The organism is Thauera sp. 27, assembly GCF_000310125.2.
Lineage (GTDB): Bacteria > Pseudomonadota > Gammaproteobacteria > Burkholderiales > Rhodocyclaceae > Thauera > Thauera mechernichensis.
Genome location: NZ_AMXB01000017.1, coordinates 57,847 through 84,120, shown reverse-complemented (window position 1 = coordinate 84,120; position 26,274 = coordinate 57,847). Strand labels below are relative to the sequence as shown.

Below are 26,274 nucleotides of genomic sequence, written 5' to 3'. Positions count from 1 at the left end.
GCTGGCGCCGCTCCTACGGCGGGAGCTGCCTCTGTAGGAGCGGCGCAAGCCGCGAGCCTTTCGTCGCCCCGTGTGCTTCAACGTGCATGCCGGCTCACGTTTGATTGCCCGGGGCTGTAACGCTTACACGAACTGCACGACCTGGGCTGCACCGCGGGCCTTGGCGGCCTGCGGGTCGTTGAAGTCGGCCATCAGCTGCGCCTGCCTGGCCTTGGCGAGCGCGATGTGCCGCTCCTTGACGTGGCCGTAGCCGCGTACCTCGTCGGGCATGCTGGCGAGCTTGACCGCGATGGCGAGGTTGTCGCGGCTGAGCTTGTCGCACAGGGTGTCGAGCAGGCGGTCGTAGTCCTCGATCGCCTGGCGCTCCATGCGACGCTCCTCGGTCTTGCCGAAGATGTCCCACTTGCCGCCGCGCAGGTGCTTGAGCCTGGCCAGGTGGCGGAAGGCCTTGAGCACCCAAGGGCCGTACTTCTGCTTGACCGGCTCACCCGTCTCCGGGTCGCGCTTGGAGAGCAGCGGCGGGGCGAGGTTGTACTCGACCGTGTAGCCGTGCGGGAACTGCGCGTCGAGCTCGGCGAGGAAGGCCGGGTCGGAGTGCAGGCGGGCGACCTCGTACTCGTCCTTGTAGGCCATCAGCTTGTAGAAGTAGCGTGCGGCGGCTTCGGTGAGCGCTGAGCCTTCCGGTGCGACGCGCTGTTCGGCCTCCATCACGCGCTTCACCTTGGCCGCGTAGCGGCGGGCGTAGGCGGCGTCCTGGTAGCCGATCAGGTCGGGCACGCGGATCTCGAGCAGGCGGCGCACTTCGCCGCTGGCACCGACCGAATCCACGATCTGGCGCGCCTCGGCGGTCAGCTCGGGCAGCTTGGGCGCCTTGGCCTCGTACTTGCGGATCTCGGCGTGGACGTAGTCGATGTCGACCACCGCCATGCGGCCCCACTTGAACGCCAGCAGGCTCATGTCCACCCCGACGCCGGCCTGGCGGATCGCGGTCTCGAAGGCGGCGGCGCTGATCGGCAGCGCGCCGGCCTGGTAGGCCACGCCGACCATGAACATGTTGGTCGCCATGCTGTCGGCAAAGAGGCCCTCGGCCAGCGTCTGCGCGTCGAGATAGACGTTGTCGTTGCGGCGGCTGACGCGGTCGATGCCCTGGGTCAGGCGGTCGATGTTGGGGAACTGCACCGACTTGTCCGACACCATGTAGCCGGTCGGCGCCTGGCCGGTCGATACGATCGCGATCGTGCGCTCGGGGTGGCACTTGTCCAGGTTCTTGTTGTCGGTGGCGTTGAGGATGTCGAAGCCCAGGTACAGGTCGGTGCTGCCGTCGGAGATCTTGTTCGCGCCGTCGAAGGGGGTGGCGGTGACCTTGATGTCCGAGATCACCGCGCCGCCCTTCTGCGCCAGGCCGGTCTGATCCAGGCCCACGGCCCATTTGCCGTCGATGCGCGCGGCGTTGGCGATGGTCGCCGCCACGGTCACCGAGCCGGTGCCGCCGATGCCCATGACGTGGGCGCCGAAGTTGTCCGGGTCGACCTTGAACACGGGGTCGGGCAGTTCGCGTTCGAGTGCGGGCAGGCGGCCCTTCTTCTTTTTCTTGCCACCGTCGGCGGCCTCGGGGGCAGCCTTGGGCGTGATGGTGAGGAAGGACGGGCAGAAGCCCTTCACGCAGGAGTAGTCCTTGTTGCACGAAGGCTGGTGGATGCGCGTCTTGCGACCGAATTCGGTCTGCACCGGCTCGACCGACATGCAGTTGGACTTCTCGCCGCAGTCGCCGCAGCCTTCGCACACGCGCTCGTTGATCACCATGACCGCCTCCGGCTCCCAGGCCTTGCCGCGGCCACGCTGGCGGCGCAGTTCGGCGGCGCACTCCTGGTCGTGGATGAGCACGGTCGTGCCTTCGGTCTCGGCGAGCAGCTTCTGCGCTTCCATGATGCGGTCGCGGTGCCAGACCTCGGTGTTGCCGATGAGATTGACCGCGTTGTAGCGCGACAGGTCCTCGGTGGTGACGATGATGCGCTTGACGCCGTTGGCCACGAGCTCGGCCACCAGGTTGCGCACCGGCTCGGCGCCCATGATCTCCTGGCCGCCGGTCATCGAGGTGTGGCTGTTGACCAGGATCTTGAAGGTGATGTTGGTGTTGGTCGCCGCACAGTAGCGCACCGCCAGGCTGCCTGAGTGGGCGTAGGTGCCGTCGCCCATGTTCTGGAAGATGTGCTGCGTGTCGGTGAAGGGCTGCATGCCGATCCACTGCGCGCCCTCGGCGCCCATGTGGGTGCCCATGACCACGCCGCGCTTCATCCACATCGCCATCGTGTGGCAGCCGATGCCGGCCGACACGATGCTGCCGTCGGGGGCCTTGGTGGAGGTGTTGTGCGGACAGCCCGAGCAGTACCAGGCCGAGCGCGTCAGCGTGGTCAGCGCGTTGCGGCTGTGGATCTCGTCCAGGCGGCGGATCCAGGCCTCGGCCGACTCCAGCCGGGTCTTGCGCGACAGGCGGGCGTGGAGCGCACGGGCGATGATGTCGGACTCGAACTCGCCGTGGAAGGGCAGCAGGTCGCAGCCTTCCTCGTCGCGCTTGCCGACGATGCGCGGCGCGTTGGCCGTGCCGTAGAGGATCTCCTTGGCGAACAGCTCGATGAAGGGGCGCTTCTCCTCGACGACGAGAATCTCCTCGAGCCCGCGTGCGAAGTCGCGGATGTCGTCCGGCTGCAGCGGGTTGAGCATGCCGATCTTGAGGATGCGCACGCCGGCGCGACGCAGGGCGTCGTCGTCCAGGCCCATCTCCATGAAGGCCTGGCGCAGGTCGTGGTAGGTCTTGCCGGCGGTGATGATGCCCAGCCAGGCGTCGACGTTGGGGAGCGTGACCTTGTTGAGGCCGTTCTCGCGCGCATACTGGCGGGCGAGCTCGAGGCGCGCGTAGTACAGCGTGCGCTCCATGTCGAGCGCGTCCTTGCGCACGTTCATGCCGAGGTTGACCTCGGGGCTGTAGGGGCGGCCGTCGAGCTCGACCACCGGGGTGATGAACTTCAGGCGGTCGGGGTCGACGATCGCGCTGCCGCTGCCGTCGGCGACGTTGGTGACGATCTTGAGGCCCGCCCACAGGCCCGAGATGCGCGACAGGTAGTAGCCGTGCAGGCCGAAGTCGAGGATGTCCTGCACGTTGCCCGGGTACAGCGAGGGGATGCCGACGTGGTAGAACATGGCCTCCGACTGACTCGGCAGCGAGGACGACTTGCAGCTCGGGTCGTCGCCGAAGATGGCGAGCACGCCACCATTGCGCAGGGTGCCGGTGTAGTTTGCGTGCTTGAGCGCGTCGCCCGAGCGGTCGACGCCCGGCGCCTTGCCGTACCAGGTGCCGACCACGCCGTCGAACTTCTGCTTGCCCACCGTGTGCATCATCTGGGTGCCCCAGACGGCGGTGGCGGCGAGGTCCTCGTTGAGGCCGTCGACGAACTGGATGTTGTGCTGCATCAGCAGCTTCTGCTGCTTGATGAAGTTGGCGTCCAGCATGCCCACGGGCGAGCCGCGGTAGCCGGAGATGAACATGGCGTTGTTCAGACCGCGGCGGCGGTCGAAGCGGATCTGGTCCATCGTCAGGCGCACCAGCGCCTCGATGCCCCCGATGTGGATGATCCCCTCTTCTGCCGTGAATTGCCGCGTCAGGTCCTGTTTGGACGACATCGGTGTTGCCCCTCTTGAATGTGGTGTGCGCCCCGGATGTGCAACGGGCTGGCGCGCGCTCGAAATGGCGCGCTGCCAGCCCGTGTCAGCAGCGCTTGGATGCGATCAGGCGAAGCGGAACGAGACGTTGCCGAGGTCCTGGAAGCGGACGTTGACGTTGTCGCCCTTCTTCACCGGGATGGCTTCGGTGACGCCGCCGGTCATGATGAAGGTGCCGGCCGGGATCTCCTGGCCGCGCTTGCCGAGCTCGTTGGCCATCATCGCGATCGCCACCAGCGGGTTGCCGAGCACGGCCGCGCCGGCGGCCATGGAGACGATCTCGCCATTGATCTCGAGCACCACGCCCAGCGTCGGCAGGTCGAGTTCGTCGAGGTTGCGCATGTTGCCGCCGATCACGAAGCGGGCCGACGAGGTGTTGTCGGCGATCACGCTCTTGAGGTCGAACTTGAAGTCGCGGTAGCGCGAGTCGATCACCTCGACCGCCGGCAGCACGAAGTCGATCGCCGCCATGACGTTGCCGATGTGGCAGCCGGGCCCGCGCAGGGGGGCCTTGGTGACCACGCAGATCTCGGCTTCGACCTTGGGGTGGATGAGTTCGTCGAACTTTACTTCGCCGCCGTCCGGCACCGACATGTAGTCGGCGATGAAGCCGAACACCGGGGTCTCGACGCCCATCTGCTTCATCTTGGCGCGCGAGGTCAGGCCCGCCTTGAGGCCGGCGATCCTGGTGCCACGCGCTTCCTTGCGGCGACGGATCTCGTCCTGGATGGCATAGGCGTCATCCCAGTCCATGTCGGGGTAGTCGTCGGTGATCTTGGTGACATCAAAAGCCTGCAGCTCGGCGTTTTCGAGGTGCTCGGCGAGCTTGGCGATGGTGGCCTGGTCGAGGGTGATTGCCATGGGTGCGGTTTCCTTGTCAGATGAAGCGGACCGACGTGCCACCGAGGCCGCCGACGTTGCAGATGAGGCTGTCGCCGGCGACGACCGGGACGAGCGGGGATTGCGAACCGGAGAGGATGATCTCGCCGGCCTTGAGGCCGATCCCCAGGCGCCCCAGGGTGTTGGCCAGCCAGGCGATGGCGTTGACCGGCGAGCCCTGCACGGCGGCGCCGGTGGAGGTGCTGATGATGTCGCCGTTCTTGGACAGCACCATGCCGGCGAGCGCGAGGTCGAGCTGGCGCGGGCTCTTGCGCACGCCGCCGAGCACCAGCACGCCGCAGGAGGCGTTGTCGGCCACGGTGTCCTGGATCTTGATCTTCCAGTCCTTGATGCGCGAATCGACGATCTCGAAGCAGGGCACCACGCAGTCGGTGGCGCGCAGCACGTCGGCCGCAGTCACGCCCGGGCCCATGAGGTCGTTCTTGAGAATGAAGGCGACTTCGGCCTCGGCCTTGGGGGCGATCATCGACGAGGCGACGATCGGCTCGCCCTCGTTGTAGACCATGTTCGACAGCAGCTGGCCGAAGTCGGGCTGGTTCACCTTCAGCATGTCCATGACGACCTTGCTGGTGACGCCGATCTTCTTGCCGACCACGCTGTGGCCGTCGTCGAGCTGGCGCTGGATCATGCGCAGCTGGATGTTGTAGGCGTCCTCGATGGTGATGTCGGGCTCGCGGTCGGTCAGCGGCGTGACCGGGGTCAGGGTCTTGAGTGCGGTGTACAGCTCGTCGCCGTAGTGATTGATCTTGCTCTGGTCCATGTCGTGTTCCCGGTGAGGTGTTTGGTTGATGAGCCGGTGATCAGTACTTGATCATCACGTTGCGCAGTTCGGTGTAGAACTCGAGCGAGTGCACCCCGCCCTCACGGCCGATGCCCGATTGCTTGGAGCCGCCGAAGGGGGTGCGCAGGTCGCGCAGGAACCAGCTGTTGATCCAGCACAGGCCGACCTCGATGGCGTTGGCCATGCGCATGGCGCGGCTGATGTCCTGGGTGTGCACCGAGGTGGCCAGGCCGTAGCGGTTGGCGTTGACCATGTTCAGCACTTCCTCTTCGGTGTCGAAGGGCTGGATGTGGCAGCACGGCCCGAAGATCTCCTCGGTGACCACGGTCGCGGTCTCGGGCAGGCCGGTCCAGATCGTGGGCTGTACCCAGCAGCCGTCCTTGAGGTCTTCCGGCATGTCGGGGATGCCGCCGCCGCAGACGATGTTGGCGCCTTCTTCCTTGGCCTTGGCGTACATGCCCAGCACCTTGGCCTGGTGCTTCTTGCTCACCAGCGGGCCGATCTTGGTGTCGGGGTCGAAGGGGCGACCCGGCTTCATGGTCTCGGCGGTGTGCTTCATCGCGGCGACCAGCTTGTCGAAGATCGGGCGCTCGACATACACACGCTCGGTGCCGAGGCAGACCTGGCCAGCGTTCTCGAAGCAGGAGCGGGTGAGAGTGGCGATGGTGTTGTCGAAGTCGCAGTCGGCGAACACCACGGCGGCGTTCTTGCCGCCCAGTTCCAGCGACACCGGGCGGATACCGTCGGCCGCGGCCTTCATGATCGCGGTGCCGGTGCGGGTCTCGCCGGTGAAGGTGACGCCGTTGACGTCCGGGTGCGCGGTCAGGAAGGCGCCGGCCGAATCCACGCCGAAGCCGTTGACCACGTTGTACACGCCCTTGGGCAGGCCGACCTTGTTCATCACCTCGCCGAGCAGGGTAGCGGTGCTGGGGGTGTCTTCCGAGGGCTTGACGACCACGGTGTTGCCGCAGGCGAGCGCCGGGCCGGCCTTCCAGGTCATCAGCAGCAGCGGCAGGTTCCACGGGCAGATGATCGCGATCACGCCGCGCGGGGTGCGCACGCCGTAGCTGCGCGCGGTCTTGCCGTCCGGGGTGCGCATCTCGAAGGACTCGGTCGACACGTTCTTGATGGTGTCGGTGAAGATCTTGAAGTTGGCGGCACCGCGCGGGATGTCGATGTGCGAGGCGAGGTGGGCGGGCTTGCCGGTATCGGCGATTTCGGCCTGCAGGAAGTCGTCGAAGCGGCGGTTGATCTCATTGACGACCTCGTCGAGCAGGTTGCAGCGCTCGACCACGGAGAGCTTGCCCCAGGGGCCTTTGAGTGCGGCCTTGGCGGCAGCGACGGCAGCATCGACCTCCGGCTTGCCGGCTTCGTACACCATGCCGATCAGCGCGTTGTCGACCGGGTTGCGGTTCTCGTAGGTCTTGCCGCTGGCGTTGGTGACGTACTCGCCGTTGATGAAGTTCTTGATCTCTTTCATGTTCGAAGGGTCCTCGAGTGATGTGTCGTTCGTTGTGGTCGCGGTGCGGGTGCCGTGGCCTTTTGCGCGACCCTTGAGCATGAGTCGCGAGATAAATTGTGAATCTCGAGATTTTATACGCGAGATTTTCCGTGGCTGCAAGCCCGACAGGAAAAATCAGCGTGTCGCGCTCGCCTGTGCCTCGCGTACCCGGTGCGCACCTTCATGGTGCGGGCGGAGTCGTGTGCACCGCTGTGGTGCGCGCATGAGGTCGAAATCTGTGCGGTGACGTCACTCCGGTCCCGCCTGACCGTCGTTGCTCGGTCGCGAGCCTTGTCCTTTCAATGGCTTGTGGCACTTCGTCGCAAGCTGGTCCGCAGCTTGCTAGGCAGCTGCCATGAATGCGCCCGCCCTCGCCTCGGCCCTTGCTATTGCACCCACGCCTGCTGGCGCAGGCTGGCAGGCCCGGCTGCGTCTTGGTTTCGAGCGCCGTGGCGCACGCACGGTGCTTGTCGCGCGTGAGCACTACGGGCCGCTGGTGGTGCAACGGCCGCTGTATCCCGAGGGTGAGGCGGTGTGCCACACCATCCTGGTGCATCCGCCGGCCGGGATCGCCGGCGGTGACCGCCTGGCACTTACGCTGGCCCTGGGGGCCGGTGCGCATGTGCTGTTGACGACGCCGGGTGCGGGCAAGTGGTACCGCAGCGCAGGTCTGCATGGCGAGCTGGTGCAGCGCATCGAGATCGCAGAGGGGGGCGTGTGCGAGTTCCTGCCGCAGGAGAGCATCGTCTATGACGGTGCTCTCGGCGCCGTGACGACGGAAGTGGAACTGGGCGGATCGGCAGTGTTCATCGGTGCCGAGATGCTGTGCCTTGGGCGTACGGGTTCGGGCGAACGCTTCGGCCGGGGCGAGCTTGCGCTGCGCACGCGTATCCGCCGCGACGGCAGGCCGGTGTGGCTCGAGCGCGGTGTGCTCGAGGGCGGCGGTGCGCTGCTCGATAGTGCAGTGGGCCTGGGTGGCGAGCCGGTGAGCGCCTGCCTGCTGATTGCGGCACCCGCCTGCGATGCAGCCTTGCTGGAAGCCTGGCGGGCGGTGGAGCCCGTTGCCGGGCAGGGGGCGGTGACCCTGCTGCCCGGCCTGCTCGTCGCGCGCTGGCTGGGCCCGGCTTGCGAGCCCGGTCGGCAATGGCTGACGCGTCTGTGGAGCGTGGCGCGTCCGGCGGTGGCGGGGCGCGCAGCGCAGGTGCCGCGCATCTGGAGAACTTGAGACAAGCGTGCGTCGCCGGCCCAGGTGCCGGCCGGCGCCTGAGGAGGAAGGATGGAACTGACACCCCGCGAGAAGGACAAGCTGCTGATCTTTACCGCCGGCCTGCTGGCCGAGCGCCGGCGCGCGCGCGGCCTGAAGCTGAACTACCCCGAGGCGGTGGCACTGATCACCTGCGCCATCTTCGAAGGCGCGCGCGACGGGCGCACGGTGGCCGAGCTGATGAGCTACGGCGCAACCTTGCTCACCCGCGATGATGTGATGGACGGCGTGGCCGAGATGATCCCCGATATCCAGGTCGAGGCCACCTTTCCCGACGGGACCAAGCTGGTGACCGTGCACAACCCCATCCTGTGAGGCCCTTGCGATGATTCCGGGTGAATACTTCGTCGCCGATGGCGACATCGAAATCAATGTCGGCCGCACCACCTTGACGCTGGTGGTGACCAACACGGGCGATCGCCCGATCCAGGTCGGTTCGCACTATCACTTTGCCGAAACCAATACCGCGCTCCACTTCGATCGTGCTGCGGCGCGCGGCTTCCGGCTGAACATTGCAGCGGGTACCGCGGTGCGTTTCGAGCCTGGTCAGTCGCGTACCGTCGAACTGGTGGCGCTCGATGGCGAGCGCGAGGTGTATGGATTCAACGGCCTGGTCATGGGAGCACTGTGATGGCGGAGATCTCGCGCCGCGCCTATGCGGAAATGTTTGGCCCGACCGTGGGTGATCGCCTGCGCCTCGCCGACACCGAACTGGTGATCGAAGTCGAGCACGACTTCACGATCTACGGCGAGGAGGTGAAGTTCGGTGGCGGCAAGGTGATCCGCGACGGCATGGGCCAGGGCCAGGGCGTCTCGGCCGACGTGGCGGACACGATCATCACCAACGCGCTCATCGTCGATGCGGTCGCCGGCATCGTGAAGGCCGACGTCGCCCTCAAGGACGGACGTATCTGGCGGATCGGCAAGGGCGGCAATCCGGACATCCAGCCCGGGGTGACGATCCCCATCGGTGCCGGTACCGAGGTCATCGCCGGCGAGGGCATGATCCTGACCGCCGGCGGTATCGACAGCCACATCCACTGGATCTGCCCGCAGCAGATCGAGGAGGCGCTGATGTCGGGCGTCACCACCATGCTCGGTGGTGGCACCGGACCCGCGACCGGCACCTACGCCACCACGTGCACGCCGGGGCCGTGGCATGTCCACCGCATGCTCGAGGCGGCCGAAGCCTTCCCGATGAACATGGGCTTCTTCGGCAAGGGCAACGCCAGCCTGCCGGCGCCGTTGAAGGAGCAGGTGGCAGCCGGTGTGATCGGGCTCAAGCTGCACGAGGACTGGGGTACGACGCCGGCGGCGATCGACAACTGCCTGACGGTGGCCGACGAGATGGATATCCAGGTTGCCATCCATTCCGACACGCTCAACGAGTCCGGTTTCGTCGAGGCGACACTGGCGGCATTCAAGGGCCGCACCATCCACACCTTCCATACCGAAGGTGCGGGCGGTGGTCATGCACCGGACATCATCAAGGCGATCAGCCGGCCCAATGTGCTGCCGTCGTCGACCAACCCGACACGGCCCTACACGGTCAACACCATCGATGAGCACCTCGACATGCTGATGGTGTGCCATCACCTCGATCCGTCGATTGCCGAGGACGTGGCGTTTGCCGAGTCGCGCATCCGCCGCGAGACCATTGCCGCCGAGGACATCCTGCACGACAGCGGCGCGTTCTCGATGATGTCGTCGGACTCCCAGGCCATGGGCCGGGTGGGCGAGGTGGTGATCCGCACCTGGCAGACCGCGCACAAGATGAAGCTGCAACGCGGCTGGCTGGCGCCCCGGCGCGGCCCCGCCGCAGCGGTGCCGGAGGCCGTCGCGGCCATCGAGGGCAGCGACCGCAACGACAATTTCCGCGTCAAGCGCTACATCGCCAAGTACACCATCAACCCGGCCATCACGCACGGCGTCGCCCACGAGGTGGGCTCGATCGAGCCCGGCAAGCTCGCCGATCTGGTGTTGTGGCGGCCGGCATTCTTCGGCGTCAAGCCCAGCCTGATCCTGAAGGGCGGCATGATTGCCGCCGCGGCGATGGGCGATCCCAACGCCTCGATCCCGACCCCGCAGCCGGTGCATTACCGACCGATGTTCGGCAGTTTCGGCAAGGCGCTGAAGACCTCGGTGACCTTCGTTTCGGCGGCCGCCCTGGCGAATCCCGAGATCGCCGCGCTCGGGCTGCACAAGCCGCTGGTGGCGGTGCGGGGCTGCCGCAAGGTGAGCAAGGCCGACATGGTGTTGAACGATGCTACGCCCTCCATCGAGGTCGACCCCGAAACCTACGTCGTGCGTGCCGACGGCGAGCACCTGAGCTGCGAGCCGGCTGCGGCCTTGCCTATGGCACAGCGCTACTTCCTGTTCTGAGACGACATCATGCAAGCAGATTCCACTACCGTCGCACCGGTCGCCACGGTGTCGGCGCCCCCCGCTTCTTCCGCGCTGTGCCTGATCGAGGCGCGCTACAGCGGCGATGCGCCGGCGAGCGACCACCTGGAGCTCGATTTCAACACCCGCAGCAAGAGCCGCCTGCGCGCACGCCTGGCCTCCGGCGCCGAGGTTGGCCTGTTCCTGCCGCGTGGCACCATCCTGCGCGGTGGCGACCGGCTGCTGGCGAACGATGGCCGGGTGGTCGCCGTGGTGTCCGCAGCCGAAGACCTGCTCGAGGTGCGCTGCGCCACCGCGACCGAACTCGCGCGTGCAGCCTTTCATCTTGGCAACCGCCATGTCGCGGTGGAGGTCGGGCGCGATGGCGGTGGCGACTGGTTGCGCCTGCAGGCCGACCATGTACTCGAGGACATGCTCGTCGGCCTGGGGGCATTGGTTAGCACGCTGCGGGCACCCTTCGAACCCGAGGCTGGCGCCTATGCGCCCGGCCACCAGCATCCGGGCGATGGCAGCGGCGCGCGCATCCATCTGATGGCAGGGCAGTGAGCATGCGCCCGGCGGCGCCCCTGCTGCCCATGCTGCGCCTGCTGCAACTGGCCAGCCCTGCGCTGCCGGTGGGCGCCTATACCTACTCGCAAGGCCTGGAGTGGGCGGTGGAGAGTGGCGTGGTCGCCAGAGAGGCGGATGCCGCGGCGTGGATCGGCGATCTGCTCGAGTGGAGCGTGGCACGCTTCGAGGCGCCGTTGCTGGCGAGCCAGCTTGCTGCCTGGGCCTGTGGCGAGGACGGCGAGGTGGCGCGGCTCAACGACGACTTTCTCGCCAGCCGGGAGACGGCCGAGCTGCGTGCCGAGACGCTGCAGATGGGCTGGTCGCTGGTCAGGCTGCTCACCGAACTGGATGCCTTCGCCGCGCTGCCGGGCTGGCGCGCGCGCCTGCTGGCGCTCGATACGCCCTGCTTTCCGACCGCCTGGTCGGCCGCTGCCGCGGCCTGGCAGGTGCCGGCCGATCAGGCCCTGGCCGCCTACCTCTGGGCCTGGGCCGAGAACCAGGTGATGGCGGCGCTAAAGGCGGTGCCGCTCGGTCAGAGCGCAGGCCAGCGCCTGCTCGCCACGCTGGGCGAGCGCATTCCGGCGCTGGTCGGGCAGGCGCTGGAGCTGCCCGAAGCGCGCTGGAGCAACTACACCCCCGGCCTGGCCATTGCCAGCAGCCGGCATGAAACCCAATACACGAGGCTGTTCAGATCATGAGCATGAATCTCTCAGAAGGCTGCGGTCGCGATCGCGGGCATCATCGCGGTCCGCTCCGAGTCGGCATCGGAGGTCCGGTCGGCTCCGGCAAGACGGCGCTCACGCTTGCGCTGTGCCTGGCGCTGCGCGACAAGTACAACATCGCCGTGGTCACCAACGACATCTACACTGCCGAGGATGCCCAGTTCCTCGTGCGCAACGAAGCGCTCGCACCCGAGCGCATCATCGGCGTCGAGACCGGTGGCTGCCCGCATACGGCGATTCGCGAGGACGCCTCGATCAACCTCGAGGCAGTCGATCGGCTCAACGCGCGCTTTCCGGGGCTGGACATCATCTTCGTCGAGTCCGGTGGCGACAACCTGGCGGCGACCTTCTCGCCCGAGCTGTCGGACCTGACGATCTATGTCATCGACGTGTCGGCCGGCGACAAGATCCCGCGCAAGGGGGGGCCGGGCATTACCCGCAGCGACCTGCTGGTGATCAACAAGATCGACCTTGCACCGCTGGTCGGCGCCTCGCTCGAGGTCATGGACCGCGATGCGCGCAAGATGCGTGGTACGCGCCCCTTCGTGTTCTCCAACCAGAAGACGGGCCAGGGACTCGCCGATATCATCGACTTCATCGAGCGTCAGGGCTTGCTGGTGGCGGCCTGAAAGGCGCCTGACGGCCTCGCTGCTTCGCAATCCCGGTAGCTTCATCTGATATTCATTTCTTGAAAGTGCAGGAGTCTCCATCATGAACACCCATCCCGTTCGCGCGGCGCTCGTCGCCGTGGCGCTGGCCACCGTCTCCGGTGCCGCGCTCGCCCACCCCGGCCACGAAGGTGCGAGCTTCTTCAGCGGCTTCGCCCACCCGTTCGGCGGTGTCGACCATTTGCTTGCGATGCTGGCCGTCGGCCTGTATGCGGCGCGCCAGCCCGGCGCCACGCGCTGGATGCTGCCTGCAGGCTTCGTACTGGCGATGCTGGCGGGCGCGGGGTTGGGCGCCCTCGGTTTCGCGCTGCCCGCGGTAGAGGCTGGCATTGCTGCCTCGGTGCTGGTGCTGGGGCTGTTGATCGCGCTTGCCGCGCGTCTGCCCGTGGCGGCGAGCTTGCCCCTCGTCGCCGCCTTCGCGCTCTTCCATGGCCATGCCCACCATGCCGAGATGGAGGGCGCCAGCCTGGCGACCTACGCCCTGGGCTTTGCGCTCGCGACCGCGCTGTTGCACGGCGCCGGCTATGCACTGACGCGGTGGACGCCGCAGACGCTGCTCGGCGACCGTGTCCACCGCGCGGCCGGCGCAGCCATCGCCGGCACCGGGGCTTTGCTGCTCGGCGCCTGAGCCTGACTCCGGGGGCTGCGCTGGGCGCGTACGCACCCGGCGCAGCCGCTGACGCGCTCGAGCTGTTGCAGGCGTAGCTGCCCGATTGGGACTAGCATGCAGGTATCAGCACGGAGGGCGTCATGGACCTGGAGCATTTCGTTTGCAGCCTGCCCAAGGCCGAGTTGCACGTACACATCGAAGGCACGCTGGAGCCGGAGATGATGTTCGAGCTTGCCCGCCGCAACGGTGTGGCCCTGCCGTGGAAGAGCGTGGAAGAGACTCGCGCGGCTTATGCCTTTACCGACCTGCAGAGCTTTCTCGATCTCTACTACGCCGGCGCGGCCGCGCTGATCCATGAGCGCGACTTCTTCGAACTCGCATTGGCCTACTTCGAGCGCGCCCATGCCGACGGCGTGGTGCATGCCGAACTGTTCTTCGACCCGCAGACCCATACCGCACGCGGTGTCGCCTTTGCCACCGTCGTGGATGGCCTGGAGCGTGCCTGCGCCGAGGCCCAGGTGCGCTGGGGGATCAGTTCGCGGCTCATCCTCTGCTTCCTGCGTCATCTGAGCGAGGACGAGGGCTTCGCAACCCTCGAGCAGGCCTTGCCGCAGCTCGCCCGCATCCACGGCGTCGGCCTCGATTCGTCAGAGCGCGGACACCCTCCGGCCAAGTTCGCGCGCCTGTTCGCACGCTGCCGTGAGTTGGGCCTGCACATCGTGGCGCACGCGGGTGAGGAGGGACCGCCGGCCTACATCGCGGACGCGCTCGACGTGCTGAAGGTCGAGCGCATCGACCATGGCGTGCGTTGTGCCGAAGACCCCGCGCTGGTCGAACGCCTGGCACGCGAGCAGGTTGCGCTGACGGTATGCCCGCTGTCGAACGTCAAGCTGTGCGTGTTTCCCGATCTCGCGCAGCACAACCTGAAGCGGCTTCTTGAGGCCGGCTTGAAGGTGACGATCAACTCCGACGACCCGGCCTATTTCGGCGGCTACATCGCGCGCAACTTCATCGACACCGCGCGTGCGCTGGGCCTGAGCCGCACGCAGCTCAAGCGCATCGCCCGCAACAGCCTGGAAGCGAGCTTCGTGCCGGAGTCCTTGCGTACGCCCTGGCTGCTGCGGCTGGACGCAATGCCGGCTTGAAAGCGTATCGGCTCTTCAGTTCCTGGGGTTTTTTGCTTTGTTAGATAATTATCAAAAACTGAAATAGGGGTGCGCGTTAGACTGATGGCTCGATGACCCGGATCACGGAGTGCTGACATGAGCGTCCGACCCAACCGAGCTGCCAGCCTGCTGGCGGGCTTCTGCTTGCTGCTGCTTGCCACGCTGGCCATCGCGTCCACCGGCACCGCCGATCACAGCAAGTTCAAGGAGTTGCAGGGGCCCTTCAAGTCGGGTGAGGAGGTCACCGCGGCCTGTCTCGCCTGTCACACCGAAGCCGCAAAGCAGGTCATGGCCACACGCCACTGGACCTGGGAGTACGTCAATCCCGACACCGGCCAGAAGCTGGGCAAGAAGACCATGCTAAACGGTTTCTGCATCGGCGACCGTTCGAACGAGGCCTTCTGCCAGTCCTGTCATATCGGCTATGGCTGGAAGGACGAGACCTTTGACTTCACGGCCGAGAACAAGGTCGATTGCCTGGCTTGTCACAACACCGGCGCTTACCGCAAGCTGGCCGGCTTCGCTGGTCATCCACCGTACGAGCGCATCGAGTTCCCGCCCAAGTCCGGCAAGTTCGTCGAGGCCACCGATCTTGCCAGCGTGGCACAGAGCATCGGCGCCACCTCGCGGCGCACCTGCGGCGCCTGCCATTACTTCGGCGGCGGTGGCGACGGCGTCAAGCATGGCGACCTTGACTCCTCGCTCAACAAGCCCGACAAGGCGCTCGACGTGCACATGGCGGCGGACGGGCTCAACTTCACCTGTGCGAGCTGTCACAAGACGGACAAGCATGCCGTCGCCGGCAGCCGCATCAGCATGACCGGCGCCGATCCGCACGGTGCGATCATGCGAGGCGAGAAGACCGACCGCAATCCCGCGACCTGCCAGGCCTGCCATGGCGACCGACCGCACAAGGGTGACTTCCAGCACTCGGAGCGCCTCAACGACCATACCCGCACGCTGGCCTGCCAGACCTGCCACATCCCCGAGTTTGCGCGCGGTGGCGTGCCCACCAAGATGGGCTGGGACTGGTCCACTGCCGGCAAGCTGACACCTGAGGGCAGGCCCTTCCAGCTCAAGGACGACAGGGGACATGTCATCTACGACAGCAAGAAGGGCGATTTCGTGCTCGGCGAGAACGTGCAGCCCGACTACCTGTGGTTCAACGGCCAGGTGAGCTACACCCAGCCCGATACCCGCATCGACCCCGCCACCCGGGTGGCGATCAACACCTTCCATGGCACCCCCGGGGCGTCCGATGCACGCATCTGGCCGGTCAAGACCTTCCACGGCAAGCAACCTTATGACACCGAGCACCTGACTCTGCTCGTGCCGCACACCGCGACGCCGGACGACACCGCCTTCTGGTACAACTTCGACTGGCCCAAGGCGCTTCAGGCCGGTGCGGACGCAACCGGCCAGCCCTACAGCGGCAAGTTCGACTTCGTGGAGACCTCCATGCTGTGGCCGATCACCCACATGGTCGCGCCCAAGGACAAGGCGCTCGACTGCGCCCAGTGCCACGCCAACGACGGGCGGCTCGCCGGGGTGCCCGGAGTGTGGATGCCGGGTCGCGACCGCAACGCGATGCTGGACACTTTCGGTTTCGGCCTTGCTGGCTTGATGCTGCTTGGTGCGATCGGCCACGGCGGACTGCGCTTCCTGACCCGCAACAAGCGCAAGGAGCACTGACATGAGCGAGCGCATCTACCTGTTCACGCGCTTCGAGCGCTTCTGGCACTGGATGCAGGCGGCGCTGATCATCACGCTGCTGGTCACCGGTTTCGCCATCCACGGCAGCCATGGGCTGCTCGATTTCCGCACCGCTGTCGAAGTGCACGAGCTGGCTGCCTGGCTGCTGATCGGGTTGTGGGTCCTGGCGATCTTCTGGCACTTCACCACCGGGCATTGGAAGCACTACGTACCGACGCTGAGCAATATCGACCGCATGGTGAAGTACTACGCCTACGGCATCTTCATCGGCGCGCCTCACCCCTACAAGGTGACGGTCGAGCGCAAGCACAACCCGCTGCAGCGCATCGCCTACCTCGGTGTGAAACTGCTCATCAATCCGCTGGTGTGGGTCTCGGGGCTGGTCTACCTGTTCTGGGGGCGGCTGCAGCCGCTGATGCCCGATGGCCTCGGCCTGCAGCAGGTGGCGCAGCTGCACACCCTGGGGGCCTTCCTGATGCTGGCTTTCCTGATCATCCACGTGTATCTGGCCACCGCCGGACACACACCGCTCGCCCACATCAAGGCGATGATCACCGGCTGGGAGGACGTGCACGACGAGGGCGGCGCCACCGCCAAGCCGGCCGCACCCGCCCGCCACTGAGGCGGTGGAGGCGGTTTGAGCAGGCCAACTTTTGCCTTGGATGAGGTCTAATGGTCTCCCCAAGCCCAGAGGAGTGTCCGCCGATGAAGCCCCCCCGCATCGTCGTGATGGCCGGCAGCCGCCGTGCCGAGGCCCTATCCCGTCGTGTCGCCTTCGCCTGCGTACAGGCCTTGCAGGCGGCCGGTGCCGAAGTCGAGCATGTCGAGCTCGCCGACTATCCGGCGCCGCTCTACGATGGCGACCTCGAGGTGGCACAAGGGCTGCCGGACTGCATCGTGCGTCTTCAGCACATCCTGCATGCGAGCGATGGCCTGCTGGTGGTGAATCCCGAGTACAACGGCTCGGTCACGCCGCTGCTGAAGAACACGCTCGACTGGTGCTCGCGCCCCAATCCTGCGGACCGCGCGCGCTCGGGCGGCGCGGTGTACGCAGGACGAGCGGCCGCGGTGGTGGGCAGCTCGCCGGGCGCGCTGGGCGGGATGCGCGTGCTCTTCCATGTGCGCGACATCCTCGGCTATCTCGGCATGCAGGTGATCCCGCAGCAGCTCGCGGTCGCCAAGGCGGGCGATGCGGTGGGCGAGGACGGACGGCTGAAGGATGGCGCGCAACAGGCGATGCTCGAGGCGCTGGCGGTTGCGCTGGCCGACTGCGCGCGCCGGCTACGCGCCTGAACCCATGTCCGCTTCCCGCAGCGCCTGCAGCAGCTGTCGAGCCTGCTGCAAAACGCGCTCGGCCTCGTCCGCATCGAAATCGCTGGCGTAGCGTTTCTTGATACCCTGTTCATTGAGCAGCATGTGGCGAGCGGGTTGCACGCCACGCTGGGCCAGACTGCTGCGGGTGCATTCGAGTGCGCAGCCGTCGATGGCGAGGATGGGGCGGCCGGACTGCGCGATCCGCACCAGGTGCGGTACGTTGCCGCCGACCCCGGCGATGCAGGACATCTCGGCCTCGCCTTCGCGGTCCAGGCGCAGCGCGACGTGGTTCGCCATCTGCGCGGCACTGGAGCAGCCGGAACAGGAGTAGACGAGGGGCAGGTCCTTCTTGCGCCCGGCCATGGCGGAGCCTCGCAGGTGCTGGTGACGGAAGCCGCCAGTTTACCCCGCTTCGGCCCGATGGGCGCGGCGTCAGCGCCGAGCCACTGCGGGCGCTCTCCGCTCAGCCGTTAGAATGCGCCGTCCCGCAACGCATTGAGCCGAGTCCACACGTGTCCTGCAGACGCCGCTTCCACCATGGCACCAACCCCGCCCGCGCTCAGAGCATCGCCGAGTTGCGCGCAATGGCTGCACGCCGGCTACCGAACTTCTGCCTCGAGTATCTCGAGGGCGGTGCCGATGACGAGATCACGCTGTCGCGCAACCGCAAGGCGTTGGATGAGGTGCTGTGGTTGCCGCGCACCCTGGTCGATGTGTCGCAGCGTGAGCTTGCCGTGCCCTTGTTCGGCCAGGACAGTGCGCTGCCGATGGTGATCGCGCCAACCGGTTTCAACGGTTTGCTTGCGGATGGGGGCGACCGGGTGCTGGCCGAGGTTGCGCATGCGGCCGGGATCCCCTTCTGTCAGAGCATGGTGTCGACCGTCGCCCTCGAGGACATCGTTGCTACCGGGGTGCGGCACTGGATGCAGATCTACCCGTTCAAGGACCGCGACAACGTTGCTGCGGTGGTGAAGCGCGCTGAACTTGCGGGCTCGGAGGCGATCGTGCTTACCACCGACGCTTCGGTGTTCGGCAACCGCGAGTGGGACCGGCGCAATTACCGCGCACCGATGAAGCTGAACCTGTGCAACCTCATCGATGTGGCCAGGCATCCGCGCTGGGTGTGGGACGTGCTGGTGCCGCGCGGCATGCCGCGCTTTCGCAACCTGGGCAACTTGCCTGCGGGCATGGACAGTGCGCGCAATGCGGCGACCTGGCTTGCGGCGCAGATGGATACCTCGCTGACCTGGGACGATGTGCGCTGGCTGCGTGCACTGTGGCCGCGCAAGCTGTTGGTGAAGGGCGTCCTGATGCCCGAGGACGCATTGCGCGCGCGCGACGCCGGGGCGGATGGCGTGGTGGTGAGCAACCACGGCGGGCGCCAGCTCGATACCGTGCCGGCCCCGATCGAGATGCTGGCCGCGGTGCGCGAGGCGGTGGGGCCCGACATGACGGTGATCGTCGACAGCGGCTTTCGCCGCGGCAGCGATTTCGTCAAGGCACGCGCACTGGGTGCGGATGCCGCGATGTCGGGCAGGGCGACGCTCTACGGCCTGGCGGCGGCCGGCCATGGCGGCGCTGCACGGGCGGTGGAGATCCTGCGCAGCGAAATGGCGCGCACCCTCGGCCTGATCGGCTGTGCGCAGATGCGTGAGGTGGACGGGCGCTACGTCGGGCGCGGCTGAGGCCGGTGCTACACGCCCCACACCACGGGGGTGTCCTCGCGCAGTGACTCTTCCAGCATGTTGAGCAGGGGCCAGGCGCGTTGGGCGAGGCCGACCGGGGCGTTCATGCCGCTGCGGCCGGCTTCCTTGTCGGCTTCGTCATCGTCCTCGGTGCGTCGGCGCTCGAGTTCGGCCTGGCGCTGGCGGTCCTCTTCGATCGCGGCCTTGAGGCGGGCGATGGCTTCGGGGATCTGATCGACGGTGACGATGCCCTTGCCGTCGTCGGGGTCCTTGCCGAGGAGGGTGATGAGCCGCTTGGCGATGTCGCCGAACATGATCACGTCGGCACTGGCGTTGGACTTGAAGGTGACCAGCATGGAATCCGTTCTCCTGATGTTTTACAGACCCTTGACCGCGTAGATGCCGGGCGCGTTGCGCCAGTAACCCTTGTAGTCCATGCCGCAGCCGAACAGGAAGCGGTCGGCGATGTCGAGGCCGGTGAAGTCGGCGCGCATGCCGGGCGTAGCCTTGCGGTCGTGGAGCTTGTGCACCAGCACGGCGGACAGCACCTCGGCGGCGCCTTCTTCCTGCAGGTGCTCGATGATGGCCTTGAGCGTGTGGCCTTCGTCGAGGATGTCGTCGAGTACCAGCACGGTGCGGCCACGCAGGTCCTGGGTGGGGCGTACGCGCCAGTCGAGCAGCGTGCCCTGCAGTGCGTGGCCGTAGCGGGTGGCGTGGAGGTAGGCGACTTCGAGCGGGAAGGGCAGGCGCGGCAGGATGCGACCGGCGAGAATCAGGCCGCCATTCATCACCGCGTAAACGAGTGGGTTGCGCTCCCCCAGGCGGGCGGTGATCTCCGCTGCCATGCGGTCGAGTGCAGCTTCGACGGTGGCGTCGTCGGCCAGGCAGTCGGCTTCTTCGCGGGCGCGCTTGATTTGTTCGAGGTCGAGAGACATGTTCGGGGTCCTGGTGGGCGGTGACCGATCGGCTGGCCGGTCGCGCATTTTAGCGCCGACCACGCGTGGACGCTTGTGCGCGCTCCTGCGCCGCGGTAAAAGGTGCGGGTCTCCGCCCTTGCCTGGAATGCTGCCATGCCCATCCACGAAATCCGCCATCCCCTCGTGCGCCACAAGATCGGCCTGATGCGCGAGGCGGACATCAGCACCAAGAAGTTTCGCGAACTGACTGCCGAGATCGCACGCTTGCTCGCCTACGAGGCGTGCAAGGACTTCCCGCTCGAGGACGTGGAGATTCAGGGCTGGGCCGGGCCGGTGAAGATCGAGCAGATCAAGGGCAAGAAGGTCACCGTGGTGCCCATCCTGCGCGCCGGCCTGGGCATGCTCGACGGCGTGCTCGACATGGTGCCGAGTGCCAAGGTGAGCGTGGTCGGCATCGCGCGCAACGAGGAGACGCTGCAGCCAGCGCCCTACTTCGAGAAGTTCGTCGGCCAGCTCGATGAGCGCATGGCGTTGATCATCGACCCGATGCTCGCCACCGGCGGCTCGATGGTGGCGACCGTCGACATGCTCAAGCGCAATGGCTGTGCCCATGTACGTGCGCTCGTGCTGGTGGCTGCGCCCGAGGGGATTGCGCTGATGAACGCGCAGCATCCGGATGTGGATATCTACACCGCGAGCATCGACAGCCACCTCAACGAGCACGGCTACATCATCCCCGGGCTGGGCGATGCCGGTGACAAGATCTTCGGCACCCGGCACAACTGAACGCCCGGCGGCGCTCCGGTGCCGTCCGTCATCGCCGTTTCATCCATAACGACAACCATGCCGGCGGCGCGGCGCGTTTGCTGCGAACGTCCGGCGGAGAACCTCCATGCGTGAAATTCCCATCCAGTCGGCCGATCCGCTGTGGCGGCAGGCCATCTCAGGCGCACAGATCCTGTTCGTCGCCTTCGGCGCGCTCGTGCTCGTGCCACTGCTCACCGGGCTCAACCCGGCGCTTGCGTTGCTAGGCGCCGGGGTCGGTACCCTGCTGTTCCAGCTCATCACCGGGCGCCAGGTGCCGATTTTCCTGGGTTCGAGCTTTGCCTTCATCGCGCCGATCATCTTCAGCATCCAGACCTGGGGGCTGCCGGCGACCATGGGTGCGCTCGCCTGCGTGTCGCTGATGTACTTCCTCTTCGCCGGGGTGGTGTGGAGGCACGGCGCCGAGATCGTGCACCGCTACATGCCGCCGGTGGTGGTGGGGCCGATCATCATGATCATCGGCCTGTCGCTGGCGGCGGTGGGCGTGAACATGGCAATGGGGCGCTCGGGCGACGGCAAGATCGAACTCGTACCCTACGCGACGGCAATGACGGTGGCGGCGATCGCCTTCGGGGTGACGGTCATCGTCGCCGTGTTCGCGCGCGGCTTCCTCAAGCTGGTGCCCATCCTGTGCGGCGTCGGCGCCGGCTATGTGGCGGCGGTCCTGTTCGGACTGGTGGATTTCGGCGTGGTGGCGGCAGCCCCCTGGTTTGCAATGCCGCAGTTCGTGGCGCCGAGCTTCGAGCTGGCGGCCATCCTCTTCATGCTGCCGGTTGCGCTGGCACCGGCGATCGAGCACGTTGGCGACGTGCTCGCGATCGGCGGCGTGACCGGCAAGGACTACACCGAGAAGCCCGGCCTGCATCGCACGCTGGCCGGTGACGGCGTAGGCGTGTTGTTCTCCGGCCTGATCGGCGGGCCGCCGATCACCACCTACTCCGAGGTGACCGGCGCGGTCACGCTGACCAAGAACTACAACCCGGCGATCATGACCTGGGCTGCGGTGCTGGCCATCATCCTGGCCTTCTTCGGCAAGTTCAATGCGCTGCTGGCCTCGATTCCGGTGCCGGTGATGGGCGGCATCATGATGCTGATGTTCGGCTCGGTGGCGAGCGTGGGCCTGAACACCCTGATCAAGGCGCGTACCGACCTCGACGAGCCGCGCAACCTGGTGATCGTCTCCGCGGTGCTGGTGATGGGGATCGGTGGCCTGGCGCTGAACTTCGACGGCCTCACGCTGCAGGGCGTCAGCCTGTGCGGCGTTGTCGCCGTGGTGTTGAACCTGATCCTGCCGAATCGCCAAGGGCGCGCTTGAGCGCACGAAGCACCAGCCGAAGCGCCGGCGCAAGCACCGGTAGCAGCGCGGCCGGTGTGCCGCGCAGGCGCTTGTAGAGCAGCCAGCCCAACCAGGCGCGCTTGGCAATGCGCAGGCTGAGGCGGGGGCGGGCGGCGAGCAGGGCGAGGGCGCCGAGCGACAGCAGCGGGGCCTGTTCCTTGGCCCATGCGAAGTGTTCGCGCACACCGTCGACGCGGTCGAGGGTGGCGTCGACACCCTCCAGCCGCCAGGACAGGTCTGCGCGTTGGCTGGCGGCGCGCAACTGCAGGCGTTGCTTGCGCAGTGCGAGTTCGAGCGTGCGTGGATCCGTCCTCATGACAAGATCAGGCGTCCTCGTCGCGCCGCTGGACTGCCTGGCGGTCGCGCTTGAGTTCGGCCAGGCTGGCGGCAAACAGCTGGCTGCCGCGGCGCAGTTCGCGTGCGGCGTTGGTGGCGGCGAGCAGGCCGCCGCCCAGGCATGCCGCAGTGGCCACGCCGAGCGCCAGCAGGCGGTGTTCCTCCCAGAACAGCACGGTGAGGAAGATGAGCAGGAAAACCAGGCCGAAGCCGAGCAGCAGGCCGCATAGCACGATGTTGAGCGCCACTGCGCTCAGTCGCAGCTTTTCTTCCTGCAGCTCGACCGTCAGTAGTTCGAGCCGGGTCTGCACCGTCTGCAGCCCGGCATCGATTGCGCCGCGCAGGGTTTCGGCCAGGCGCGGTCGACGTGGCTCGGCCATGGCGCCGTGCCTTAGCGCCGGCTCGAAAGCAGGCCGAGCAGGAAGGCGACGCCTGCGGCAATGCCCACCGCCTGCCAGGGCTTCTCATGCACGTAGTCGTCAGTGGCACGCGCCGCCTTGCGCCCGGTGTCGACGATGGCGTCTTCGGCATCCTTGAGGCGCTCCTTGGCGAGCGTCAGTCGTGCGCCGAGGCGGCCATGGACATCGGCTGCCTTGCCCTTGGCGTCATCTGCGGTCAGTTCGAGGAGCTCTTCGGCGTCGTTGATGAGGGTTCTGAGGTCCTCGATCAGCTTGTCCTTGGATGTGTCTGTGGTCGTGCTCATGATGGCCTCCTGAAATTGAGTGACTACGACAATGGCGGACGATCGAAGGTTTCGTCGTCAAGGCTAGACCGATTGCGGGGTAATGGCAATTTCCCTAGCCCGTGGCGCTCATGCCATGTCGAATGCGGCGGTGTTGCGTCGCAGCAATTCGTGTAGCATCAGGTCAGACGCCGGCTTGCGATTCAGGGCCGTCGCTGCAGTGGAGGGACTGGCGGACCCTTGCAGCGCCGAGCGCCCCTACCCGGCTGCCATCACAGACCAAGATCGATATGCCTCCTTCGTCCGACATTGCCACTCAGCCCGTCGAGGTGCTGCCCGACTATCTCAGCCGGACGTACTCCTGGGCTTATCTCGATCCGCGCACCGTGCCCTGGCTCGATCGCTCGCCGGTCGTGTCGGCGATCCTGTGGGGTAACGCGGCCCGCCTCATGCGGTGGGCGGTTGCGCAGTTTGTGCCCGGCGAAACGGTGCTACAGGCCGCGTGCGTGTATGGAGGCTTCTCGCCGATGCTGGCGCGTCGGGTGGGGGAGCAAGGCCGTCTCACGGTCCTCGATGTAGCGCCGATCCAGGTTGATAACGTGCGCCGCAAGCTGGTCGGCCTGCCGCAGGCCGAGGCACGCGTGGCCGATCTCACCCGGCGGCAGGATGCGTGTTTCGACGCGGCGTGCTGCTTCTTCCTGCTGCATGAGGTGCCGGCGCGCGAGCGCCGGCTGATCGTGGCCAATCTGTTGGCTGCGGTTAGGCCGGGCGGGCGGGTCGTATTCGTGGACTACCATCGCGCCAGTGCCTGGCACCCCCTGCGGCCGCTCATGGGCCTGGTGTTCCGCTGGCTCGAACCGTTTGCGCGGTCGCTGCTCGACACACCCATCGAATCCCTGGCTGAGGCGGCGTCCGACTTTGAATGGCGCAAGCAAACCTGCTTCGGCGGGCTGTATCAGCTCGTCGTCGCCACCCGGCGCCAGGTTTCGGAGTGACGGTCGCGGTCTCTACAGAGACCAGTCGTAGTCGATCGTCAGCGGGGCGTGGTCGGAGAAGCGCTGTGCTTTGTAGACCGAGGCGTTCAGGGCCGCGGCGGCCAACTCCGGAGTGGCGATCTGGTAGTCGAGGCGCCAGCCCACGTTCTTCGCCCACGCCTGGCCGCGATTCGACCACCAAGTGTAGCAGTCGTCGGTGGCCTCGGGGTACAGACGGCGATAGACGTCCACCCAACCCTGCTCGTCGAACAGGCGGCTGAGCCAGGCGCGTTCCTCGGGCAGAAAGCCGGAGTTCTTCTGGTTCGATTTCCAGTTCCTGAGGTCGATCTCGCGGTGGGCGATGTTCCAGTCCCCGCACACCACCACCTCCTGGCCGCTGGCGAACAGCGTCGCCATATGGGGAAGGAAGCGTTCCATGAAGGCGAACTTGATCTGCAGGCGTTCCTCCGAACTCGAGCCCGATGGCAGGTAGAGCGACACCACGGAGAGTTTGCCGAAGTCCAGCTGCAGGAAGCGACCCTCGGCGTCGATGTCGGCGATGCCCAGGCCTTCGATGACACGGTCTGGTGCGTGGCGGCTGTAGATGCCGACGCCGCTGTAGCCCTTCTTCTCGGCGTGGTGGAACCAGCCCTTGAGCCCCGCCGGCGCCCGCATTGCGTCGCTCAGGTCGCCCGCCTGAGCCTTGAGCTCCTGCAGGCAGACGAGGTCCGCCTGCTGGTCCGGGAGCCAGTCGAAGAGCCCCTTGGTCGCTGCCGAGCGGATGCCGTTGAGGTTGAGTGAGATGATGCGTAACATGGGCGGTTCTATGAATGACGCTGCGTGGCAGCCAGAAGAACGTGGATTTTAGCCGGGATTTCATCGAACTCGCCTGCCGCAAGGGGGTGTTGCGCTTCGGCGCCTTCGTCACCAAGGCGGGGCGCAACTCGCCTTACTTCTTCAACGCCGGCCTGTTCGACGACGGTGTGTCCTTTCGCGAGCTGTGCGGATTCTATGCGCGTACGATTCGCGCCTCGGGCGTCGCCTGCGACATGCTGTTCGGCCCTGCCTACAAGGGCATCCCGCTCGTGGCCGGCACGGCGATCCGGCTCGCCGAGGAGGGTGTCGACCTGCCGTTCGCGTTCAACCGCAAGGAGGCGAAGGATCACGGCGAGGGCGGAACGCTCATCGGCGCGCCGCTCAAGGGCCGCGTGCTGATCCTCGATGACGTCATTTCTGCGGGGACGTCGGTGCGTGAGTCGGTGGAACTGATCCGTGCTGCCGGTGCGACGCCGGCTGGCGTCGTCATTGCGCTCGACCGCATGGAGCGCGGCAAGACCGCGCTGTCCGCCGTCGAGGAAGTGCGCGAAACCTTCGGCATTCCTGTCATTGCGGTGGCGACACTCGAGGACCTGATCGGCTACCTTGCCGGCAGCCCCGAACTGGCCGCGAACCTGGATGCGGTCAAGGCCTATCGGGACTTGTATGGAATCGCGTCGCGCTGAGACAGGTCTCGTCTTGCTCGCTTGCGCGCTCGTCCTCGCCGGAGTGCCGGGAGCGTCCGTAGCGCAGGCGGGCGGGCGTACGATCTACTGCTGCGACGTCGGTGGCCAACCGGTGTGCGGCGATATCCTGCCTGCAGCCTGCTATGGCCGGGCGTATCGCGAGATGAGCCCTTCGGGCGTGGTGCGACGCGTGGTAGCCGCGCCCTTGACGCCGGAGGAGATCGCCCGCCGTGCCGAGGTCGAGCGCCAGCACCGTGCTGCAGAGGCCGATCGCCAGCGCCAGTTGCGCCTGGATCAGGCGCTGCTCGAAACCTATCGCAGTCTGGACGACCTCGATAGCCGGCGCGACCGCGAACTGCGCGATCTCGACCGCAGCATCCGGGAACTGCGCGAGCGCGAGTCGGAACTCGTCAAGCGCCAGAGCGCACTGATCTCGGATGCGACCCAGACCGACGACAGCGCGGTTGCCGCCAGCCTCGAGGAGGACATCCGCACGCTGGATAGCGAGATCATTACGCAGTCGCGCGTGATCGCCGCCAAGTTGCGTGAGCGCAGCGCCGTGCTCGACCGCTTCGAGGAGCATCGGCAGCGCTACGTTGAGTTGATGGGGGCGCCCTCTGCCAATGGTGTGTCCCGCAATGGCAGGGGCGTGGTGCCAGGCTCGAACGACTGAGGGTTGGCGCGGCCTGTTGTCGCAAAACGAGGTCCA

General features: G+C 66.7%; 29 protein-coding genes. 18 read left to right on the top strand and 11 right to left on the bottom strand.

Features of this window, described 5'->3' with window-relative positions; translation table 11 throughout:
- Positions 1-123 precede the first annotated feature (123 nt).
- The 4 genes from B447_RS11275 to B447_RS11260 form a co-directional block, all read right to left on the bottom strand.
- On the bottom strand, positions 124-3,678 hold the full coding sequence (locus tag B447_RS11275) for an indolepyruvate ferredoxin oxidoreductase family protein (RefSeq protein WP_002939928.1): 3,555 nt from the start codon (positions 3,676-3,678) through the stop codon (positions 124-126).
- A 105-nt stretch (positions 3,679-3,783) separates the two neighbouring features.
- Positions 3,784-4,578: a 2-oxo-3-hexenedioate decarboxylase gene (gene dmpH, locus B447_RS11270; RefSeq protein WP_002931480.1), complete on the bottom strand. Its 795-nt coding sequence runs from the start codon at positions 4,576-4,578 to the stop codon at positions 3,784-3,786.
- A gap of 16 nt (positions 4,579-4,594) precedes the next feature.
- Positions 4,595-5,377: a 2-oxopent-4-enoate hydratase gene (gene dmpE, locus B447_RS11265; protein WP_002939927.1), complete on the bottom strand. Its 783-nt coding sequence runs from the start codon at positions 5,375-5,377 to the stop codon at positions 4,595-4,597.
- Between the two features lie 40 nt (positions 5,378-5,417).
- Positions 5,418-6,878 (bottom strand): 2-hydroxymuconic semialdehyde dehydrogenase, encoded by a 1,461-nt coding sequence (locus tag B447_RS11260; protein WP_002931482.1) that lies wholly within the window; start codon positions 6,876-6,878, stop codon positions 5,418-5,420.
- A 376-nt stretch (positions 6,879-7,254) separates the two neighbouring features.
- On the opposite strand from B447_RS11260, the gene B447_RS11255 reads away from it, so the two are divergent.
- From B447_RS11255 to B447_RS11200, 12 genes are all read left to right on the top strand, one after another.
- Positions 7,255-8,124 carry an urease accessory protein UreD gene (locus B447_RS11255; protein ID WP_002939926.1) on the top strand — a complete coding sequence of 290 codons (870 nt, stop codon included), beginning with the start codon at positions 7,255-7,257 and terminating at the stop codon, positions 8,122-8,124.
- A gap of 51 nt (positions 8,125-8,175) precedes the next feature.
- Positions 8,176-8,478: an urease subunit gamma gene (ureA, locus tag B447_RS11250; protein WP_002939924.1), complete on the top strand. Its 303-nt coding sequence runs from the start codon at positions 8,176-8,178 to the stop codon at positions 8,476-8,478.
- A gap of 10 nt (positions 8,479-8,488) precedes the next feature.
- Entirely contained in the window at positions 8,489-8,794 is a 306-nt protein-coding gene (locus B447_RS11245) for an urease subunit beta (RefSeq protein WP_002939921.1), read from the top strand.
- On the top strand, positions 8,794-10,545 hold the full coding sequence (gene ureC, locus B447_RS11240; protein WP_002931487.1) for an urease subunit alpha: 1,752 nt from the start codon (positions 8,794-8,796) through the stop codon (positions 10,543-10,545). The genes B447_RS11245 and ureC overlap by 1 nt, the downstream gene beginning before the upstream one ends.
- Before the next feature lie 9 nt (positions 10,546-10,554).
- A complete protein-coding gene (gene ureE, locus B447_RS11235) occupies positions 10,555-11,112 on the top strand; it encodes an urease accessory protein UreE (RefSeq protein ID WP_002939919.1) in 558 nt (185 codons plus the stop codon).
- Positions 11,113-11,114: 2 nt separating this feature from the next.
- On the top strand, positions 11,115-11,813 hold the full coding sequence (locus B447_RS11230) for an urease accessory protein UreF (protein WP_002939913.1): 699 nt from the start codon (positions 11,115-11,117) through the stop codon (positions 11,811-11,813).
- Positions 11,814-11,815: 2 nt separating this feature from the next.
- Positions 11,816-12,466 carry an urease accessory protein UreG gene (ureG, locus tag B447_RS11225; protein ID WP_002931490.1) on the top strand — a complete coding sequence of 217 codons (651 nt, stop codon included), beginning with the start codon at positions 11,816-11,818 and terminating at the stop codon, positions 12,464-12,466.
- 82 nt (positions 12,467-12,548) lie between these two features.
- Positions 12,549-13,133, top strand: a complete 585-nt coding sequence (locus B447_RS11220; protein ID WP_002939893.1) for a HupE/UreJ family protein — start codon at positions 12,549-12,551, stop codon at positions 13,131-13,133.
- 122 nt (positions 13,134-13,255) lie between these two features.
- A complete protein-coding gene (locus B447_RS11215; RefSeq protein ID WP_002939890.1) occupies positions 13,256-14,260 on the top strand; it encodes an adenosine deaminase in 1,005 nt (334 codons plus the stop codon).
- A gap of 117 nt (positions 14,261-14,377) precedes the next feature.
- Positions 14,378-15,973: a tetrathionate reductase family octaheme c-type cytochrome gene (locus B447_RS11210; RefSeq protein WP_002939888.1), complete on the top strand. Its 1,596-nt coding sequence runs from the start codon at positions 14,378-14,380 to the stop codon at positions 15,971-15,973.
- 1 nt (position 15,974) lies between these two features.
- A complete protein-coding gene (locus tag B447_RS11205; protein WP_002939885.1) occupies positions 15,975-16,616 on the top strand; it encodes a cytochrome b/b6 domain-containing protein in 642 nt (213 codons plus the stop codon).
- An 83-nt stretch (positions 16,617-16,699) separates the two neighbouring features.
- Positions 16,700-17,287, top strand: a complete 588-nt coding sequence (locus B447_RS11200; RefSeq protein WP_002939882.1) for an NADPH-dependent FMN reductase — start codon at positions 16,700-16,702, stop codon at positions 17,285-17,287.
- Here the strand turns inward: B447_RS11200 and B447_RS11195 are convergent.
- A complete protein-coding gene (locus B447_RS11195; RefSeq protein WP_002939881.1) occupies positions 17,276-17,671 on the bottom strand; it encodes a putative zinc-binding protein in 396 nt (131 codons plus the stop codon). The two genes, B447_RS11200 and B447_RS11195, sit on opposite strands and share 12 nt — an antisense overlap.
- Positions 17,672-17,820: 149 nt before the next feature.
- Here B447_RS11195 and B447_RS11190 point away from each other — a divergent pair, with 149 nt between their 5' ends.
- Entirely contained in the window at positions 17,821-18,993 is a 1,173-nt protein-coding gene (locus B447_RS11190) for an alpha-hydroxy acid oxidase (RefSeq protein ID WP_198291788.1), read from the top strand.
- 8 nt (positions 18,994-19,001) lie between these two features.
- Here the strand turns inward: B447_RS11190 and B447_RS11185 are convergent, their stop codons facing one another.
- Complete coding sequence (locus tag B447_RS11185) at positions 19,002-19,349, bottom strand: DUF1840 domain-containing protein (protein WP_002939873.1); 348 nt, start codon at positions 19,347-19,349, stop codon at positions 19,002-19,004.
- Between the two features lie 21 nt (positions 19,350-19,370).
- On the bottom strand, positions 19,371-19,928 hold the full coding sequence (locus tag B447_RS11180) for a hypoxanthine-guanine phosphoribosyltransferase (protein ID WP_002931502.1): 558 nt from the start codon (positions 19,926-19,928) through the stop codon (positions 19,371-19,373).
- A 135-nt stretch (positions 19,929-20,063) separates the two neighbouring features.
- On the opposite strand from B447_RS11180, the gene upp reads away from it, so the two are divergent.
- On the top strand, positions 20,064-20,696 hold the full coding sequence (gene upp, locus B447_RS11175; protein WP_002931503.1) for a uracil phosphoribosyltransferase: 633 nt from the start codon (positions 20,064-20,066) through the stop codon (positions 20,694-20,696).
- Positions 20,697-20,802: 106 nt separating this feature from the next.
- Positions 20,803-22,050 carry a uracil-xanthine permease family protein gene (locus B447_RS11170; protein WP_002939870.1) on the top strand — a complete coding sequence of 416 codons (1,248 nt, stop codon included), beginning with the start codon at positions 20,803-20,805 and terminating at the stop codon, positions 22,048-22,050.
- Here the strand turns inward: B447_RS11170 and B447_RS11165 are convergent.
- The 3 genes from B447_RS11165 to B447_RS11155 are packed head-to-tail and all read right to left on the bottom strand — an operon-like array spanning position 21,983 to position 23,110.
- The gene (locus tag B447_RS11165; protein WP_002939868.1) at positions 21,983-22,387 is read right to left on the bottom strand and encodes a YqjK family protein; all 405 of its coding nucleotides are present in this window, start codon (positions 22,385-22,387) and stop codon (positions 21,983-21,985) included. The genes B447_RS11170 and B447_RS11165 overlap by 68 nt on opposite strands.
- Before the next feature lie 7 nt (positions 22,388-22,394).
- Positions 22,395-22,787 carry a phage holin family protein gene (locus B447_RS11160; RefSeq protein WP_002931506.1) on the bottom strand — a complete coding sequence of 131 codons (393 nt, stop codon included), beginning with the start codon at positions 22,785-22,787 and terminating at the stop codon, positions 22,395-22,397.
- An 11-nt stretch (positions 22,788-22,798) separates the two neighbouring features.
- Entirely contained in the window at positions 22,799-23,110 is a 312-nt protein-coding gene (locus tag B447_RS11155; protein ID WP_002931507.1) for a DUF883 family protein, read from the bottom strand.
- Positions 23,111-23,379: 269 nt separating this feature from the next.
- Between B447_RS11155 and rquA the strand changes: the two genes are divergently transcribed.
- Positions 23,380-24,084, top strand: coding sequence for a rhodoquinone biosynthesis methyltransferase RquA (gene rquA, locus B447_RS11150; protein ID WP_002939865.1), 705 nt, complete (start codon positions 23,380-23,382; stop codon positions 24,082-24,084).
- A gap of 12 nt (positions 24,085-24,096) precedes the next feature.
- Here the strand turns inward: rquA and B447_RS11145 are convergent, their stop codons facing one another.
- Positions 24,097-24,879: an exodeoxyribonuclease III gene (locus B447_RS11145; protein ID WP_002939862.1), complete on the bottom strand. Its 783-nt coding sequence runs from the start codon at positions 24,877-24,879 to the stop codon at positions 24,097-24,099.
- A gap of 41 nt (positions 24,880-24,920) precedes the next feature.
- Between B447_RS11145 and pyrE the strand changes: the two genes are divergently transcribed.
- Positions 24,921-25,565: an orotate phosphoribosyltransferase gene (pyrE, locus tag B447_RS11140; RefSeq protein ID WP_002931511.1), complete on the top strand. Its 645-nt coding sequence runs from the start codon at positions 24,921-24,923 to the stop codon at positions 25,563-25,565.
- The gene (locus B447_RS11135; RefSeq protein ID WP_037982718.1) at positions 25,546-26,238 is read left to right on the top strand and encodes a hypothetical protein; all 693 of its coding nucleotides are present in this window, start codon (positions 25,546-25,548) and stop codon (positions 26,236-26,238) included. Before pyrE ends, B447_RS11135 begins: the two co-directional genes overlap by 20 nt.
- The last annotated feature ends 36 nt before the right edge of the window (positions 26,239-26,274 follow it).